A 13,173-nucleotide genomic window follows, 5' to 3' on the forward strand; every position below is an offset into this window, starting at 1 on the left:
TCAGTCGAACACCGGACCCGCGTGCAGGGCAGGTCAGTCGAAGATCGGGCCCTGCGTGCGCGTCCGCTTGATCTCGTAGAAGCCGGGGATCGAGGCCACGAGCAGGGTGCCGTCCCAGAGCTTCGCCGCCTCCTCGCCCTTGGGGGCGGGGGTGACGACCGGGCCGAAGAAGGCGATCTGCTCGCCGTCGGCGCCGGGCACGGCGATGACCGGCGTGCCGACGTCCTGGCCGACCTTGTCGATGCCCTCCTGGTGGGATGCGCGCAGTTCCTTGTCGTACGTGTCGGAGTCGGCGTACTCCAGCAGGTCGGCCGGCAGGCCGACGTCCGCCAGGGCGCCCGCGATCGCCTCGCGGGTGGGGCCCTCGCCGTTGTTGTGGATGCGGGTGCCGAGCGCGGTGTAGAGCGGGCCGACGATGTCGTCGCCGTGCTTCTGCTGGGCGGCGACCACGACCCGGACCGGCGCCCAGGCCTTGGTGCGCATCATGTCCTGGTACTCCTCCGGCAGCTCGTCGAGGCGGGGCTCGTTCAGGACGGCCAGGCTCATCACGTGCCAGCGCACCTCGACGTCGCGGACCTTCTCCACCTCCAGCATCCAGCGGGAGGTCATCCAGGCCCAGGGGCAGAGCGGGTCGAACCAGAAGTCGGCCGGGACCTTGGCGGCGGCCGTGCTGTTCTCGGGCATGTCTCTCCTCATGAGGTGGGTCTGCGCCTGAGCGTCAGAACACCGTCGGCCCCTGCGGCCATTCCCGTGCGTGGGCCGCGAGGGCCGCGTGGGAGGATCAAAGGTGTTCGAACGAGACACGAAGGAGTGCTCCGTGCCCGGTGAAAACCTGTCCCGCGACGAGGCCCACGAGAGGGCCGAGCTGCTGACCGTCGACGGCTACGAGGTCGCCCTCGACCTGCGTTCCGCGGTCGGTGAGCCCGACGGGGGCGACGGGGAGGCGGGCCCGCGCACCTTCCGCTCGCGCACGACGATCCGCTTCCGCGTGGCCCGCGACGGTGCCTCGACCTTCGCCGACCTGCTGGCCCCGGCCGTGGACGCGGTGACGCTGAACGGCAAGGAGCTGGACCCGGCGGCCGTCTTCGACGGCACCCGGATCGCGCTGGACGGCCTGCCCGGCGGCGAGAACGTCCTGGTGGTCGACGCGCGGTGCGCGTACAGCAGGACGGGCGAGGGCATGCACCGCTTCGTCGACCCGGAGGACGGCGAGGTCTACCTCTACACGCAGTACGAGCCGGCCGACGCCCGCCGCGTCTTCGCCAACTTCGAACAGCCCGACCTCAAGGCGCCCTACCGCTTCGAGGTGACGGCTCCCGAGGGCTGGCGGGTCTGGAGCAACGGCGAGGAGGAGTCCCAGGAGGGCGAGGTCCACCGCTTCGCGGAGACGAAGCCGATCTCCACGTACATCACGGTGGTGGTGGCGGGGCCGTACCACTACGTGAGCGACCTCTACACCCGGACCTTCGACGACGGCACGAAGCTGGAGGTCCCGCTCGGCGCGATGTGCCGGAAGGGGCTCGCGCGGCACTTCGACGCAGACGACGTCTTCCTGATCACCAAGCAGGGCCTGGACTTCTTCCACGACCACTTCGACTACCCGTACCCCTTCGGGAAGTACGACCAGGCGTTCGTGCCCGAGTACAACCTCGGGGCGATGGAGAACCCGGGCCTCGTCACCTTCCGCGAGGAGTACATCTACCGCGGCAAGGTCACCTCCGCCTCGTACGAGCGCCGCGCCAACGTCATCCTGCACGAGATGGCGCACATGTGGTTCGGCGACCTGGTCACCATGCGGTGGTGGGACGACCTGTGGCTGAAGGAGTCCTTCGCCGACTTCATGGGGACCTTCTCGATGGTGGAGGCCACCCGCTTCACCAACGGCTGGATCACCTTCGCCAACAACCGCAAGGCCTGGGCCTACCGCGCCGACCAGTTGCCGTCCACCCACCCGATCACGGCCGACATCCGTGACCTGGAGGACGCCAAGCTGAACTTCGACGGCATCACCTACGCCAAGGGCGCGTCGGTGCTGAAGCAGCTCGTGGCGTACGTGGGACGGGACGCGTTCCTGGAGGGCGCGCGGCGCTACTTCAAGCAGCACGCGTACGGCAACACGCAGCTGGGCGACCTCCTCTCGGTGCTGGCCGAGACCTCGGGCCGGGACATGACGGCCTGGTCGCGCGCGTGGCTCCAGACGGCGGGGGTCAACGTCCTGACGCCGGTCGTGTCGTACGACGAGGACGGCCGGATCGCGGAGCTCGCCGTGACCCAGGAGGCCGCGGCCTCCCACCCGGAGCTGCGGCCCCACCGGGTCGCCGTGGGTCTCTACCGGCTGTCCCCCGAGGGTGAGCTGGTGCGGTACGCCCGCGCGGAGACCGATGTCGCCGGGGAGCGGAGCGTGGTCACGGAGCTGGCCGGGTCCGAGAGGCCCGACCTGGTCCTGGTCAACGACGACGACCTCACGTACTGCAAGATCCGCTTCGACGAGGGGTCCCTGGCCACCCTGCGCGAGCACCTCGGCGACATCACCGACCCGCTGGCCCGCGCGCTGTGCTGGTCCGCCCTCTGGAACCTGACGCGTGACGCGCTGCTGCCGGCCCGGGACTTCGTCTCCCTGGTGCTGTCGTCCGCCGGCCGCGAGTCGGACATCGGCGTGCTCCAGATGCTGCACGCCTGGGCGCAGTCGGCCCTGGTGCACTACGCCGCGCCGGCCTGGCGCGAGGAGGGCGGCCGGGCGCTGGCCGAGGGCGCGCTGGCGGAGCTGCGCCGCGCGGAGCCGGGCAGCCAGCACCAGCTGACGTGGGCCAGGTTCTTCGCCGCGGTCGCGGAGTCCGAGGCGGACCTCCAACTGCTGAACGGGCTGCTCGACGGCTCCGCCGTGATCGAGGGCCTGGACGTCGACCAGGAGCTGCGCTGGGCGTTCCTGTCTCCGCTGGCCTCCCACGGCGTGGCCGACGAGGCGGCGGTCGACGCCGAACTCGCCCGGGACGACACGGCGTCCGGCAAGCGCCACCACGTGCGGTGCCTGGCCTCCCGGCCCTCGGCGGCGGTCAAGGCCCAGGCGTGGGCGGCGGTCGTGGAGTCGGACAAGCTGTCCAACGCCCTGGTGGGGGCGACGATCGCCGGCTTCGAGCAGCCCTCGCAGCGGGAGCTGCTGGCGCCGTACACCGCCTCGTACTTCGAGGCGATCGAGCGGGTGTGGGCCGAGCGCTCCATCCAGATCGGCATGGACGTGGTCAAGGGTCTCTTCCCGGGGCTCCAGGACGACCCCGCGACCCTCACCGCGACGGACGCGTGGCTCACCTCGCACCCCGACGCCGCGCCGGCACTCCGGCGGCTGGTCCTGGAGGCCCGGGACGATCTGGCACGGGCGCTGCGGGGGCAGGAGCGCGACGCGGCGGCGTGAGATTCCGGCGCACGCCCCGCACAACCGTGCGGGGCGTGCGCCGTGCAATCCCTGCCTCGACAGCCCTTTTCGGCTTTCGAACTGCCGTGCTTCAGGACGGGCTCGTCCTGGAATGTCGACGGACCTGTAACACGGGTTACCGCGCCGCGGGCCTGCGGGGACCCTCCCCGGCATGACCCAGAACACCCCGCTCTCCCCCCGCCCCCACGATGTGCGCCACCGCGTGCAGTCGGCCGCGCAGTTGCGCGCCCGGGGCGTGACCGCCGCGCAGACCGCCGACCGGTGCCTGCCCGGGGGCCCGTGGCAGCAACTGCTCCCCGGTGTGTACCTGCTGCACCCCGGCACGCCGACGAACGAGGACCGGGTGCGCGGCGCGCTGCTGTACGCGGGACGGCCCCCGGCCACCGCCCGCAGGACCGTGCCCGCCCAGCCCGGGCCCGGTTACGGGGAGGCCATGGTGACGGGGCTCGCGGCGCTGGCCCTGTACGGCTTCGCGTCCGCACCGCCGGTGATCGCGCTGCACCGCATCGACGTACTGGTGCCGCGCACCCGGCGGCTGCGCTCCGCCCGCTTCGTGCAGGTGACCCGGGCGGCCTCACTCCCCCGGCCGCAGCTCAGGCTCGGGATTCCACTGGCCCCGGTGGAGCGGGCCGTCGCCGACGCGGTGGCCGCGCTCACGGACGCCTCGACGGTGCGCAGGCTCCTGACGGAGGCGGTGCGCGGGGGGCACTGCGAACCGGGCCCGGTCGTACGGGAGCTGAACGCGGCCGAACTGCTGGGCCGGGCCCACGTGGCGGACGCGGTGGACGCGCTGCTCGTGGAGGGCCGCGCGGTGGCGGAGGGCCGGCTGTACGAGATGGTGCGCGCGTACGGGCTGCCGGAGCCGGTGTGGAACGTGGAGCTGTCCCTGCCGGGCGGAGGCCGCCTGGGCGGTGTGGACGCCTACTGGCCGGAGCAGGCCGTCGCCCTCGAACTCGGCGCTCGCTCCCCCCGGGAGGACGCTGTCGCCTTCGCCGCGGAGCGGGAGCGTCTGGAGAGGCTCGGGATCGCCCTGGTGCGGGTGACGCCGAAGCAGTTGCGCGAGGCGATGGCACAACAGGCGGTGGTGCTGCGCACGGCGCTGATGGCGGCCTGCGACCGCGAATCCGCCGCCTGCGTGGTGGTGTTGCCACGGTAAGTGGCGCAATGCTCCCGGTGGCGGATCTACGCCATGTCCCGTTCTCGTCCCCGTCAACTCTCCACAAACCCCTGTCATCTACGAAAGGCTGAGCGGTCATCGGGTACCGAATTCCGGACTCTCTCTTTCTTTCACAAACAGGGATGCTGATGACCAAGGAATCCCCCAGCTCCATACCCGGGGCGAGACGCGCCGCGCGCATCGCGGCCGCGGCCGGACTGGCGGCCACGCTGGCCGCCTCCGGCGCGGCCCCGGTCTTCGCCGCCGACGATCCGGCCTCCTCTCCGGTGAAGCCCGCCGCCACGAGCACGAAGGGCGACAAGCTGGGCGAGGCCGACGCCGATGTGCTGGCGAAGGCCGAGGCCAAGGGCGAGAAGAACATCACGATGATGGTCGCCACCACCCCGGGCGCGACCGAGAAGGTCGCCGAGCAGCTGGACTCCGTCAAGGGGTCCGTGATGGGGCAGACGTACGACAAGCTCGGATACGTCCGCGCGACCGTGCCGACCGCGACTGCCGAAGCCACCATCAAGGCGGCGCAGAAGCTCTCCTCGGTCCAGGGCATCGATCTCAAGCAGGAGATCAAGCTGGACGACCCGACGCCCGCGGGCGACCGGGCCGCCGGAGCGAAGCAGCCGAAGGCCACGGGAAGTTACGCGGCGCCGGACAGGAACACCCCGGCGAAGAACCCGTACAACCCGTCCTTCGAGACCGGCGCGGTCGACTTCGTGAAGCAGCACCCGAAGGCCGACGGCCGCGGGATCACCATCGGCGTCCTGGACTCCGGTGTCGACCTCGGCCACCCCGCGCTGCAGAAGACCACCACCGGCGAGCGCAAGATCGTCGACTGGGTGACCGCCACCGACCCCGTCAGTGACAGTGACGGCACCTGGCTGCGGATGACGGCCTCGGTCGCCGGTCCGGCCTTCACCATCGGCGGTCGCACCTACTCGGCGCCGGAGGGGTCCTACAAGATCCAGCTCTTCTCGGAGGCCGCCACCCGGGGTGGCGACATGGCCGGGGACCTGAACCGGGACGGTGACACCACCGACGTCTGGGCCGTGCTCTACGACCCGGTCGCCGGCACCGCCCGCGTGGACCTGGACAACGACGCGGACTTCGGTGACGAGGCCGCGCTGAAGCCGTACAAGGACGGCCACCAGGTCGGCTACTTCGGTACGGACAACCCGGCGACCGAGGTCGTCGAGCGCATCCCGTTCGTCGTCGAGACCCGCAAGGACGTCGTCTACAACGCGGCCGGCGCCAAGGCCGACTACGTGAACATCGGCGTCATCGAGAGCGAGCACGGCACCCACGTCGCGGGCATCACCGCGGCCAACGGCCTGTTCGGCGGCAAGATGAACGGCGCGGCGCCCGGCGCCAAGGTCGTCTCCTCGCGCGCCTGCACCTGGTCCGGCGGCTGCACCAACATCGCGCTGACCGAGGGCATGATCGACCTCGTCGTGAACCGCGGTGTCGACGTCGTCAACATGTCGATCGGCGGTCTGCCGCCGCTCAACGACGGCAACAACGCCCGCGCCGAGCTCTACAAGCGGCTCATCGACATCTACGGCGTCCAGCTGGTCATCTCGGCCGGCAACGACGGCCCGGGTGTGAACACCATCGGTGACCCCGGCCTGGCCGACCACGTCATCTCGGTGGGCGCGTCCATCTCCAAGGAGACCTGGGCCGCCAACTACGGCTCGAACGTCACCAAGAAGTACGACATGCTGCCCTTCTCCTCGCGCGGTCCGCGTGAGGACGGCGGCTTCGCGCCGATCCTGACGGCCCCGGGTGCGTCCATCAACACCACCCAGACCTGGCTGCCCGGCGGCCCGGTCAAGGAGGCGGGCTACTCCCTCCCGGCCGGCTACTCGATGCTGCAGGGCACCTCGATGTCCTCCCCGCAGGCCGCCGGCGCCACCGCGCTCCTGCTGTCCGCGGCGAAGCAGAAGAACATCGAGCTTCCCCCGGCCGACCTGCGCACCGCGCTGACCAGCACCGCCACCCACATCGACGGCGTGCCCGCGCACGCCCAGGGTGCCGGTCTGATCGACATCGTCGGTGCCTGGAAGCAGATCGAGAAGCAGGGCGCCCCGGCGCACGAGTACTCGGTCAAGGCCCCGGTCGACACCGCGATCGACTTCGCGCTGAAGGACCCGGGCTTCGGCACCGGCCTGTACGACCGCGAGGGCGGCCTGAAGGCCGGCCAGAAGAAGTCGTACGACGTCGTCATCACCCGCACCACGGGTCCGGACAAGGCCGTGCAGCACAAGCTGTCGTGGAAGAACAACGACGGCACCTTCTCCCTGACCGGTTCGAGCACCGTCTCGCTGCCGCTCGGCAAGCCGGTCACCGTCAAGGTGCAGGCCAAGCCGCGCACCGCGGGCGTCCACAGCGCGATCCTGCGGGTGGACGACTCGAAGACCAGTGGCGTGGACCAGCAGATCCTCGCCACGGTGGTCGTCGCCAAGGACCTGGTGAAGCCGGCCTACGCGTTCTCGACGACCGGCTCGGTGCAGCGCAACGGCACCACGTCGTACTTCCTGAACGTCCCGGAGGGTGCCGAGACCCTGGAGGTCGCGCTGAGCGCCCTGCGCTCGGGCAGCCAGACGCGGTTCATCTCCATCCACCCGTACGGTGTGGCGGTGGAGGACAGCTCCACGATCTACTGCTACCCGAACTACGAGAGCCCGACCAACACCTGCCGCCCGGACACGCGCTCCTACAAGGACCCGCAGCCCGGTGTCTGGGAGATCGAGGTCGAGTCCCGCCGTACGTCGCCGCTGCTGGACAACCCGTACAAGCTGGACGTCTCGCTGCTCGGTGCCACCTTCGACCCGGCGGTGCAGACCATCCCCGAGGCGAAGATCGGCAGCCCGGCCGCGGTCGAGTGGACGGTCACCAACAACGCGGGCGACCTGGAGGGCGCGCTCAAGGGCGGCTCGCTGGGCTCCGCCGACGTGGAGCGGCCGTCGATCGCCACGGGTGGCGGGTACACCAAGACGGTCACCATCGGTGAGGGCGTCGAGAAGCTGGACATCGCCATCGGGAACACCTCGGACGCCAACGCCGACATCGACCTCTACGTCTACAAGGGCGAGACCGAGGTCGGAGCGTCGACCTCGGCGGGTTCGGAGGAGTCGGTCAGCCTGGTGAAGCCGGCCGCCGGCACCTACACCGTCGTCATCGACGGCTACTCGGTCCCGGCCGGGACCACCGAGTACGACTACCGGGACGTGTACTACGCCCCGTCGCTCGGCGAGATCAAGGTCGACGAGTCGAAGGCCGTCACCCTGGCCAACGGCGCGTCCGCCCAGGTCGGCGCCGAGGTCCTGGTCGCCGGAGCGGCTCCCGAGGGCCGGCAGTTCTTCGGCGAGGTGCAGCTGGTGAACGCCCGCGGCACCGCGGCGGGAACCGGCAGCGTCGTGATCGAGAAGGTCGCGCCGTAGCTCTCGCCACGGTGTGATCCGTACGACACCTCATGACTGTGGGGCGGGTGCTCTCAAGGGCTCCCGCCCCACAGCTCTGTGCGCGGCGCGTCCGCCTGCCGGACAATGGATTGGACAAGGAAGCCGGGGACATACGCATCATGGACCGGCAAGCGTGCCCGTTCGCATCTGTGAGGGAGTCCCAGTGAAGGTCGGAATTGTCGGCGCCACCGGTCAGGTCGGCACAGTCATGCTCAGGATTCTGGCCGAGCGGAAGTTCCCCGTCGACGAACTGCGACTGTTCGCCTCCGCGCGCTCCGCGGGCTCCACCATCGCCTACGAGGGCACGGACATCACCGTGGAGGACGCCTCCACCGCGGACTACACCGGTCTGGACATCGTGCTGTTCTCCGCGGGCGGCGCCACGTCCAAGGCGCTGGCCGAGAAGGTCGCCTCACAGGGCGCCGTCGTGATCGACAACTCCTCCGCCTGGCGCAAGGACCCCGAGGTCCCGCTGGTCGTCTCCGAGGTCAACGCGCACGCGATCAGGAACCGCCCCAAGGGCATCATCGCCAACCCGAACTGCACCACGATGGCGGCCATGCCGGTGCTGCGCCCGCTGCACCAGGAGGCGCAGCTCGACGCGCTGACGGTCGCCACGTACCAGGCGGTGTCCGGTTCCGGGCTCGCCGGTGTCGCGGAGCTGCACGGCCAGGCCTCCAAGGTCGTGGCCGACGCGGACAAGCTGACGCACGACGGCGAAGCGGTCGACTTCCCCGAGCCGGGCGTCTACAAGCGCCCGATCGCCTTCAACGTGCTGCCGCTCGCCGGTTCGATCGTGGACGACGGTTCCTTCGAGACGGACGAGGAGCAGAAGCTCCGCAACGAGTCCCGCAAGATCCTGGAGATCCCGGAGCTCAAGGTCTCCGGCACCTGCGTGCGGGTCCCGGTCTTCTCGGGCCACTCCCTCCAGATCAACGCCCGTTTCGCCCGCCCGATCAGCGTCGAGCGCGCCTACGAGCTGCTGAAGGACGCCGAGGGCGTGGAGCTCTCCGAGATCCCGACCCCGCTCCAGGCGGCCGGCAAGGACGCCTCGTACGTGGGGCGCATCCGCGTCGACGAGACCGTCGAGCACGGTCTCGCGCTGTTCGTCTCCGGCGACAACCTGCGCAAGGGCGCCGCGCTGAACGCGGTGCAGATCGCGGAGCTGGTGGCTGCGGAGCTGAAGGGCTGACCCCGTTCATCGGCGAAAGGGCGGCCCCCGATGCCCGGGGGCCGCCCTTTCGCGTGTCTCAGAGGGCGAGGTGACGTCTGAGAGCGGCATCGATGTCGCGCATACGCTGACGCGGGACCGTCCCGACGCGCTTGAGTACACGCTCTGGAGAAACAGCCCGGACCTGCTCGCACTGCACCTTCGAATCCCTCGGCAGCCCGCTCCCGGCGGCCTGGAGCAACACCTGGAACGTGAGGACGCGGGCGGTATTCGATGTCAGGGGCACCACCGTGATCACCCCGCGGCCGTTCGACACGACCGACTGATTGGCCGCGTTGTTGGACACGATCACGGCCGGCCTGACCTTGTTGTCCTCGCTGCGCCGGGCAGGTTCCAGGTCGACCAGGTGGATATCGCCTCTACGCATCGACGATTCCGTCCCCGACCGTGCGGTCCCACAGGGCAGCGTCCTCGCTCGCGTCCCATTCCTCGAAGGCCTCGGTGTACTCCGCTTCGAGCCCCGCCTCGCGCAGCAACTCGATGGCGGCGTGTATGACCGCCGACCGGGAGTCCGCCTCGGTCTTCGCGGCGTACTCGTCGACGAAGGCGACATCCTCCTGCGGCAAGCTCACACTGATCTTCATGGACGCAATCCTACCCCGAGTAGGAAAAGAATGGCTACCTGAGCGCTACCTCCCCGCCCTGTTCGGTCGCACCTCGAAGTGGTAGCACCCGTACTCCACCGCCCGCACATGCACCAGCGCCACCGCCGGATCGGCGAAGGCCTCCGCGAACGCCTCGTCGAAGCCCCGCTCCTCGTCGGCCGGGATCTCCAGGAGCCGGCCGCCGACGATCTTTCCCTCCGCGTCGTAGCGCCGGACCGCGCGCAGGGCGCCCGCGCGCGAGAACGGATAGCCGGTCCGGTCCTCGGCCGGGCCCTCGCACTCCTCGGCGTGGATGAAGACCGGACCCTGTTCGTCGTAGGCACCCGGGCGCGCCCAGGTCTCGGCCGCCCAGCGCCGCAGCGGCGCGTACGAGACGAGCGCGATCCGCTCCCCCGCCCCGGCGCCACGCAGGCAGCAGCGCAGGGGGTCGCCGCTCTCCGTGGCCGTGTACGGGACGCAGGGGCGTCCGGCGTCGTCGGCCGTCCGGAGCTCTTTCAGCGTGCTGGGGCCGATGGGCCGTGCCGCGTATGTGGTCATGCTCCGAGGGTGGCCCGGACGGCCGTGGCGGTCCGGCGGAAAACGGACATCGCGCTCCGCCCGCCCCACGTGGAAGGATGGCCGAAAACTCGCACATCGAAGGAGATGACCGCGTGCCTGGCACGAATCTGACCCGCGAAGAGGCACAGGAGCGGGCGCGCCTGCTGACCGTGGACGCGTACGAGATCGACCTCGACCTCTCCGGCGCGCAGGAAGGCGGCACCTACCGGTCCGTCACCACCGTGCGCTTCGACTCCGCCGAAGCCGGTGCGGAGACCTTCATCGATCTGGTCGCCCCTGCCGTGCACGACATCGTGCTGAACGGCAAGGACCTGGACATCGCCGCGGTCTTCCGGGACTCCCGGATCACGCTGAAGCACCTGCGGGCCGGTGCCAACGAGCTCAAGGTCGTCGCCGACTGCTCGTACACCAACACCGGCGAAGGTCTGCACCGGTTCGTCGACCCGGTCGACGAGCAGGCCTACCTCTACACCCAGTTCGAGGTCCCGGACGCCCGCCGGGTGTTCGCGAGCTTCGAGCAGCCCGACCTGAAGGCGACCTTCCGCTTCACCGTGAAGGCACCGTCCGGCTGGACCGTGATCTCCAACTCGCCGACGCCCGAACCCCAGGACGACGTCTGGTCCTTCGAGCCGACGCCGCGCATCTCCACCTACATCACGGCGCTGATCGCCGGTCCGTACCACGCGGTGCACAGCAGCTACGAGAAGGACGGCCAGTCCGTGCCGCTCGGCATCTACTGCCGGCCGTCGCTCGCCGAGTACCTCGACGCGGACGAGATCTTCGCCGTCACCCGTCAGGGCTTCGACTGGTTCCAGGAGAAGTTCGACTACGCCTACCCCTTCGCCAAGTACGACCAGCTCTTCGTCCCGGAGTTCAACGCCGGCGCGATGGAGAACGCGGGCGCGGTCACCATCCGCGACCAGTACGTGTTCCGTTCGAAGGTCACCGACGCGGCGTACGAGACGCGGGCCGAGACCATCCTCCACGAGCTGGCCCACATGTGGTTCGGCGACCTGGTCACCATGGAGTGGTGGAACGACCTCTGGCTGAACGAGTCGTTCGCCACGTACACCTCGATCGCCTGCCAGGCGGACGCCGAGGGCTCGAAGTGGCCGCACTCCTGGACCACGTTCGCCAACTCGATGAAGACCTGGGCCTACCGCCAGGACCAGCTGCCCTCGACGCACCCGATCATGGCGGACATCCGGGACCTCGACGACGTCCTGGTGAACTTCGACGGGATCACGTACGCGAAGGGCGCCTCGGTCCTGAAGCAGCTCGTGGCGTACGTCGGCAAGGACGCGTTCTTCACGGGCGTGCAGGCCTACTTCAAGGCGCACGCCTTCGGAAACACGCGTCTGTCGGACCTGCTGGGCGCGCTGGAGGAGACCTCCGGCCGTGACCTGAAGACCTGGTCGAAGGCGTGGCTGGAGACGGCCGGGATCAACATCCTGCGCCCGGAGATCGAGACCGACGAGAACGGGCACGTCACCTCCTTCACCGTGCTCCAGGAGGCCCCCGCGCTCCCCGTCGGCGCGAAGGGCGAGCCCACGCTGCGTCCTCACCGGATCGCCATCGGCTGCTACGACCTCGACGCCGCCGGGAAGCTGGTCCGCACGGACCGGATCGAGCTGGACGTCGACGGCGAGCGCACCACCGTGCCGTTCCCGTCCGGCACGCCGCGCCCGGCGGTCGTCCTCCTCAACGACGACGACCTGTCGTACGCGAAGGTCCGTCTCGACGAGGAGTCGCTGCGGGTCGTCACCGCGCACCTGGGCGACTTCGCGGAGTCCCTGCCCCGCGCCCTGAGCTGGGCCTCGGCCTGGGACATGACGCGCGACGGCGAGCTGGCGACGCGTGACTACCTGGCGCTGGTCCTCTCCGGGATCGGCAAGGAGTCGGACATCGGCGTCGTGCAGTCGCTGCACCGTCAGGTGAAGCTGGCCCTGGACCTCTACTCCGCCCCGGAGTGGCGCGAGGCGGGTCTGAGCCAGTGGACCGAGGCGACGCTGGCGCACCTGCGCGCGGCGGCGCCGGGCAGTGACCACCAGCTGGCCTGGGCCCGTGCCTTCGCGGCGACGGCTCGCAGTCCGCTGCACCTGGACGTGCTGCAGTCGCTGCTGGACGGCACGCAGGAGATCGAGGGCCTCGCCGTCGACACCGAGCTGCGCTGGGCGTTCGTGCAGCGGCTGGCGGCGGTGGGCCTGCTCGACGAGGAGGAGATCGCCGCCGAGTACGAGCGGGACAGGACGGCCGCCGGCGAGCGCCACGCGGCCTCCGCGCGGGCCGCCCAGCCCTCCGAGGAGGCGAAGGCCGAGGCGTGGGCTTCGGTCGTCGAGTCGGACAAGCTGCCGAACTCCCTCCAGGAGTCGGTCATCGGCGGTTTCGTGCAGACCGACCAGCGCGAACTGCTGGCTCCGTACACGGAGAAGTACTTCGCGGCGGTCAAGGACGTCTGGGACTCGCGCAGCCACGAGATGGCCCAGCAGGTCGCGGTCGGCCTGTACCCGGCCCTCCAGGTCTCGCAGGAGACGCTGGACGCCACGGACGCCTGGCTGGAGTCCGCGCAGCCGAGCGCGGCGCTGCGCCGGCTGATGTCGGAGTCCAGGGCGGGCGTGGAGCGCGCGCTGAAGGCGCAGGCGGCGGACGCGGCGGCGGCCACCGCGTAGCCGTTTGGAAACCGCCCGGCGGGCAGGCGCTGTCGCGCAGCCGCCCGCCGG

The 13,173-nt window shown here is 70.4% G+C and carries 9 protein-coding genes; 5 read left to right on the forward strand and 4 right to left on the reverse strand.

What is annotated here, in order from left to right:
- Window positions 1-33: 33 nt before the first annotated feature.
- Window positions 34-684 (reverse strand): DsbA family protein, encoded by a 651-nt coding sequence (locus ACFYQ6_RS04035; protein WP_361571389.1) that lies wholly within the window; start codon window positions 682-684, stop codon window positions 34-36.
- A gap of 133 nt (window positions 685-817) precedes the next feature.
- On the opposite strand from ACFYQ6_RS04035, the gene pepN (ACFYQ6_RS04040) reads away from it, so the two are divergent.
- The 4 genes from pepN (ACFYQ6_RS04040) to ACFYQ6_RS04055 all read left to right on the forward strand — a co-directional run bounded on the left by pepN (ACFYQ6_RS04040) (window position 818) and on the right by ACFYQ6_RS04055 (window position 9,251).
- Window positions 818-3,409 carry an aminopeptidase N gene (gene pepN / locus ACFYQ6_RS04040; RefSeq protein WP_361571391.1) on the forward strand — a complete coding sequence of 864 codons (2,592 nt, stop codon included), beginning with the start codon at window positions 818-820 and terminating at the stop codon, window positions 3,407-3,409.
- Window positions 3,410-3,581: 172 nt separating this feature from the next.
- Window positions 3,582-4,586, forward strand: coding sequence for a hypothetical protein (locus ACFYQ6_RS04045; RefSeq protein ID WP_388760301.1), 1,005 nt, complete (start codon window positions 3,582-3,584; stop codon window positions 4,584-4,586).
- Window positions 4,587-4,729: 143 nt separating this feature from the next.
- The gene (locus ACFYQ6_RS04050; RefSeq protein WP_388760304.1) at window positions 4,730-8,038 is read left to right on the forward strand and encodes a S8 family serine peptidase; all 3,309 of its coding nucleotides are present in this window, start codon (window positions 4,730-4,732) and stop codon (window positions 8,036-8,038) included.
- 184 nt (window positions 8,039-8,222) lie between these two features.
- Window positions 8,223-9,251, forward strand: a complete 1,029-nt coding sequence (locus tag ACFYQ6_RS04055; RefSeq protein WP_361571398.1) for an aspartate-semialdehyde dehydrogenase — start codon at window positions 8,223-8,225, stop codon at window positions 9,249-9,251.
- 58 nt (window positions 9,252-9,309) lie between these two features.
- On the opposite strand, the gene ACFYQ6_RS04060 is transcribed toward ACFYQ6_RS04055, so the two are convergent.
- The 3 genes from ACFYQ6_RS04060 to ACFYQ6_RS04070 are packed head-to-tail and all read right to left on the reverse strand — an operon-like array spanning window position 9,310 to window position 10,432.
- The gene (locus ACFYQ6_RS04060; RefSeq protein WP_388760307.1) at window positions 9,310-9,657 is read right to left on the reverse strand and encodes a type II toxin-antitoxin system PemK/MazF family toxin; all 348 of its coding nucleotides are present in this window, start codon (window positions 9,655-9,657) and stop codon (window positions 9,310-9,312) included.
- Complete coding sequence (locus tag ACFYQ6_RS04065) at window positions 9,650-9,874, reverse strand: ribbon-helix-helix protein, CopG family (protein ID WP_145801513.1); 225 nt, start codon at window positions 9,872-9,874, stop codon at window positions 9,650-9,652. Before ACFYQ6_RS04065 ends, ACFYQ6_RS04060 begins: the two co-directional genes overlap by 8 nt.
- 45 nt (window positions 9,875-9,919) lie before the next feature.
- Complete coding sequence (locus ACFYQ6_RS04070) at window positions 9,920-10,432, reverse strand: DUF1203 domain-containing protein (protein WP_361571404.1); 513 nt, start codon at window positions 10,430-10,432, stop codon at window positions 9,920-9,922.
- 113 nt (window positions 10,433-10,545) lie between these two features.
- Here ACFYQ6_RS04070 and pepN (ACFYQ6_RS04075) point away from each other — a divergent pair, with 113 nt between their 5' ends.
- The gene (gene pepN, locus ACFYQ6_RS04075) at window positions 10,546-13,122 is read left to right on the forward strand and encodes an aminopeptidase N (protein ID WP_361571407.1); all 2,577 of its coding nucleotides are present in this window, start codon (window positions 10,546-10,548) and stop codon (window positions 13,120-13,122) included.
- Window positions 13,123-13,173 lie beyond the last annotated feature (51 nt).

The sequence above is a fragment of the Streptomyces sp. NPDC005494 genome (assembly GCF_042872025.1).
Taxonomy (GTDB): domain Bacteria; phylum Actinomycetota; class Actinomycetes; order Streptomycetales; family Streptomycetaceae; genus Streptomyces.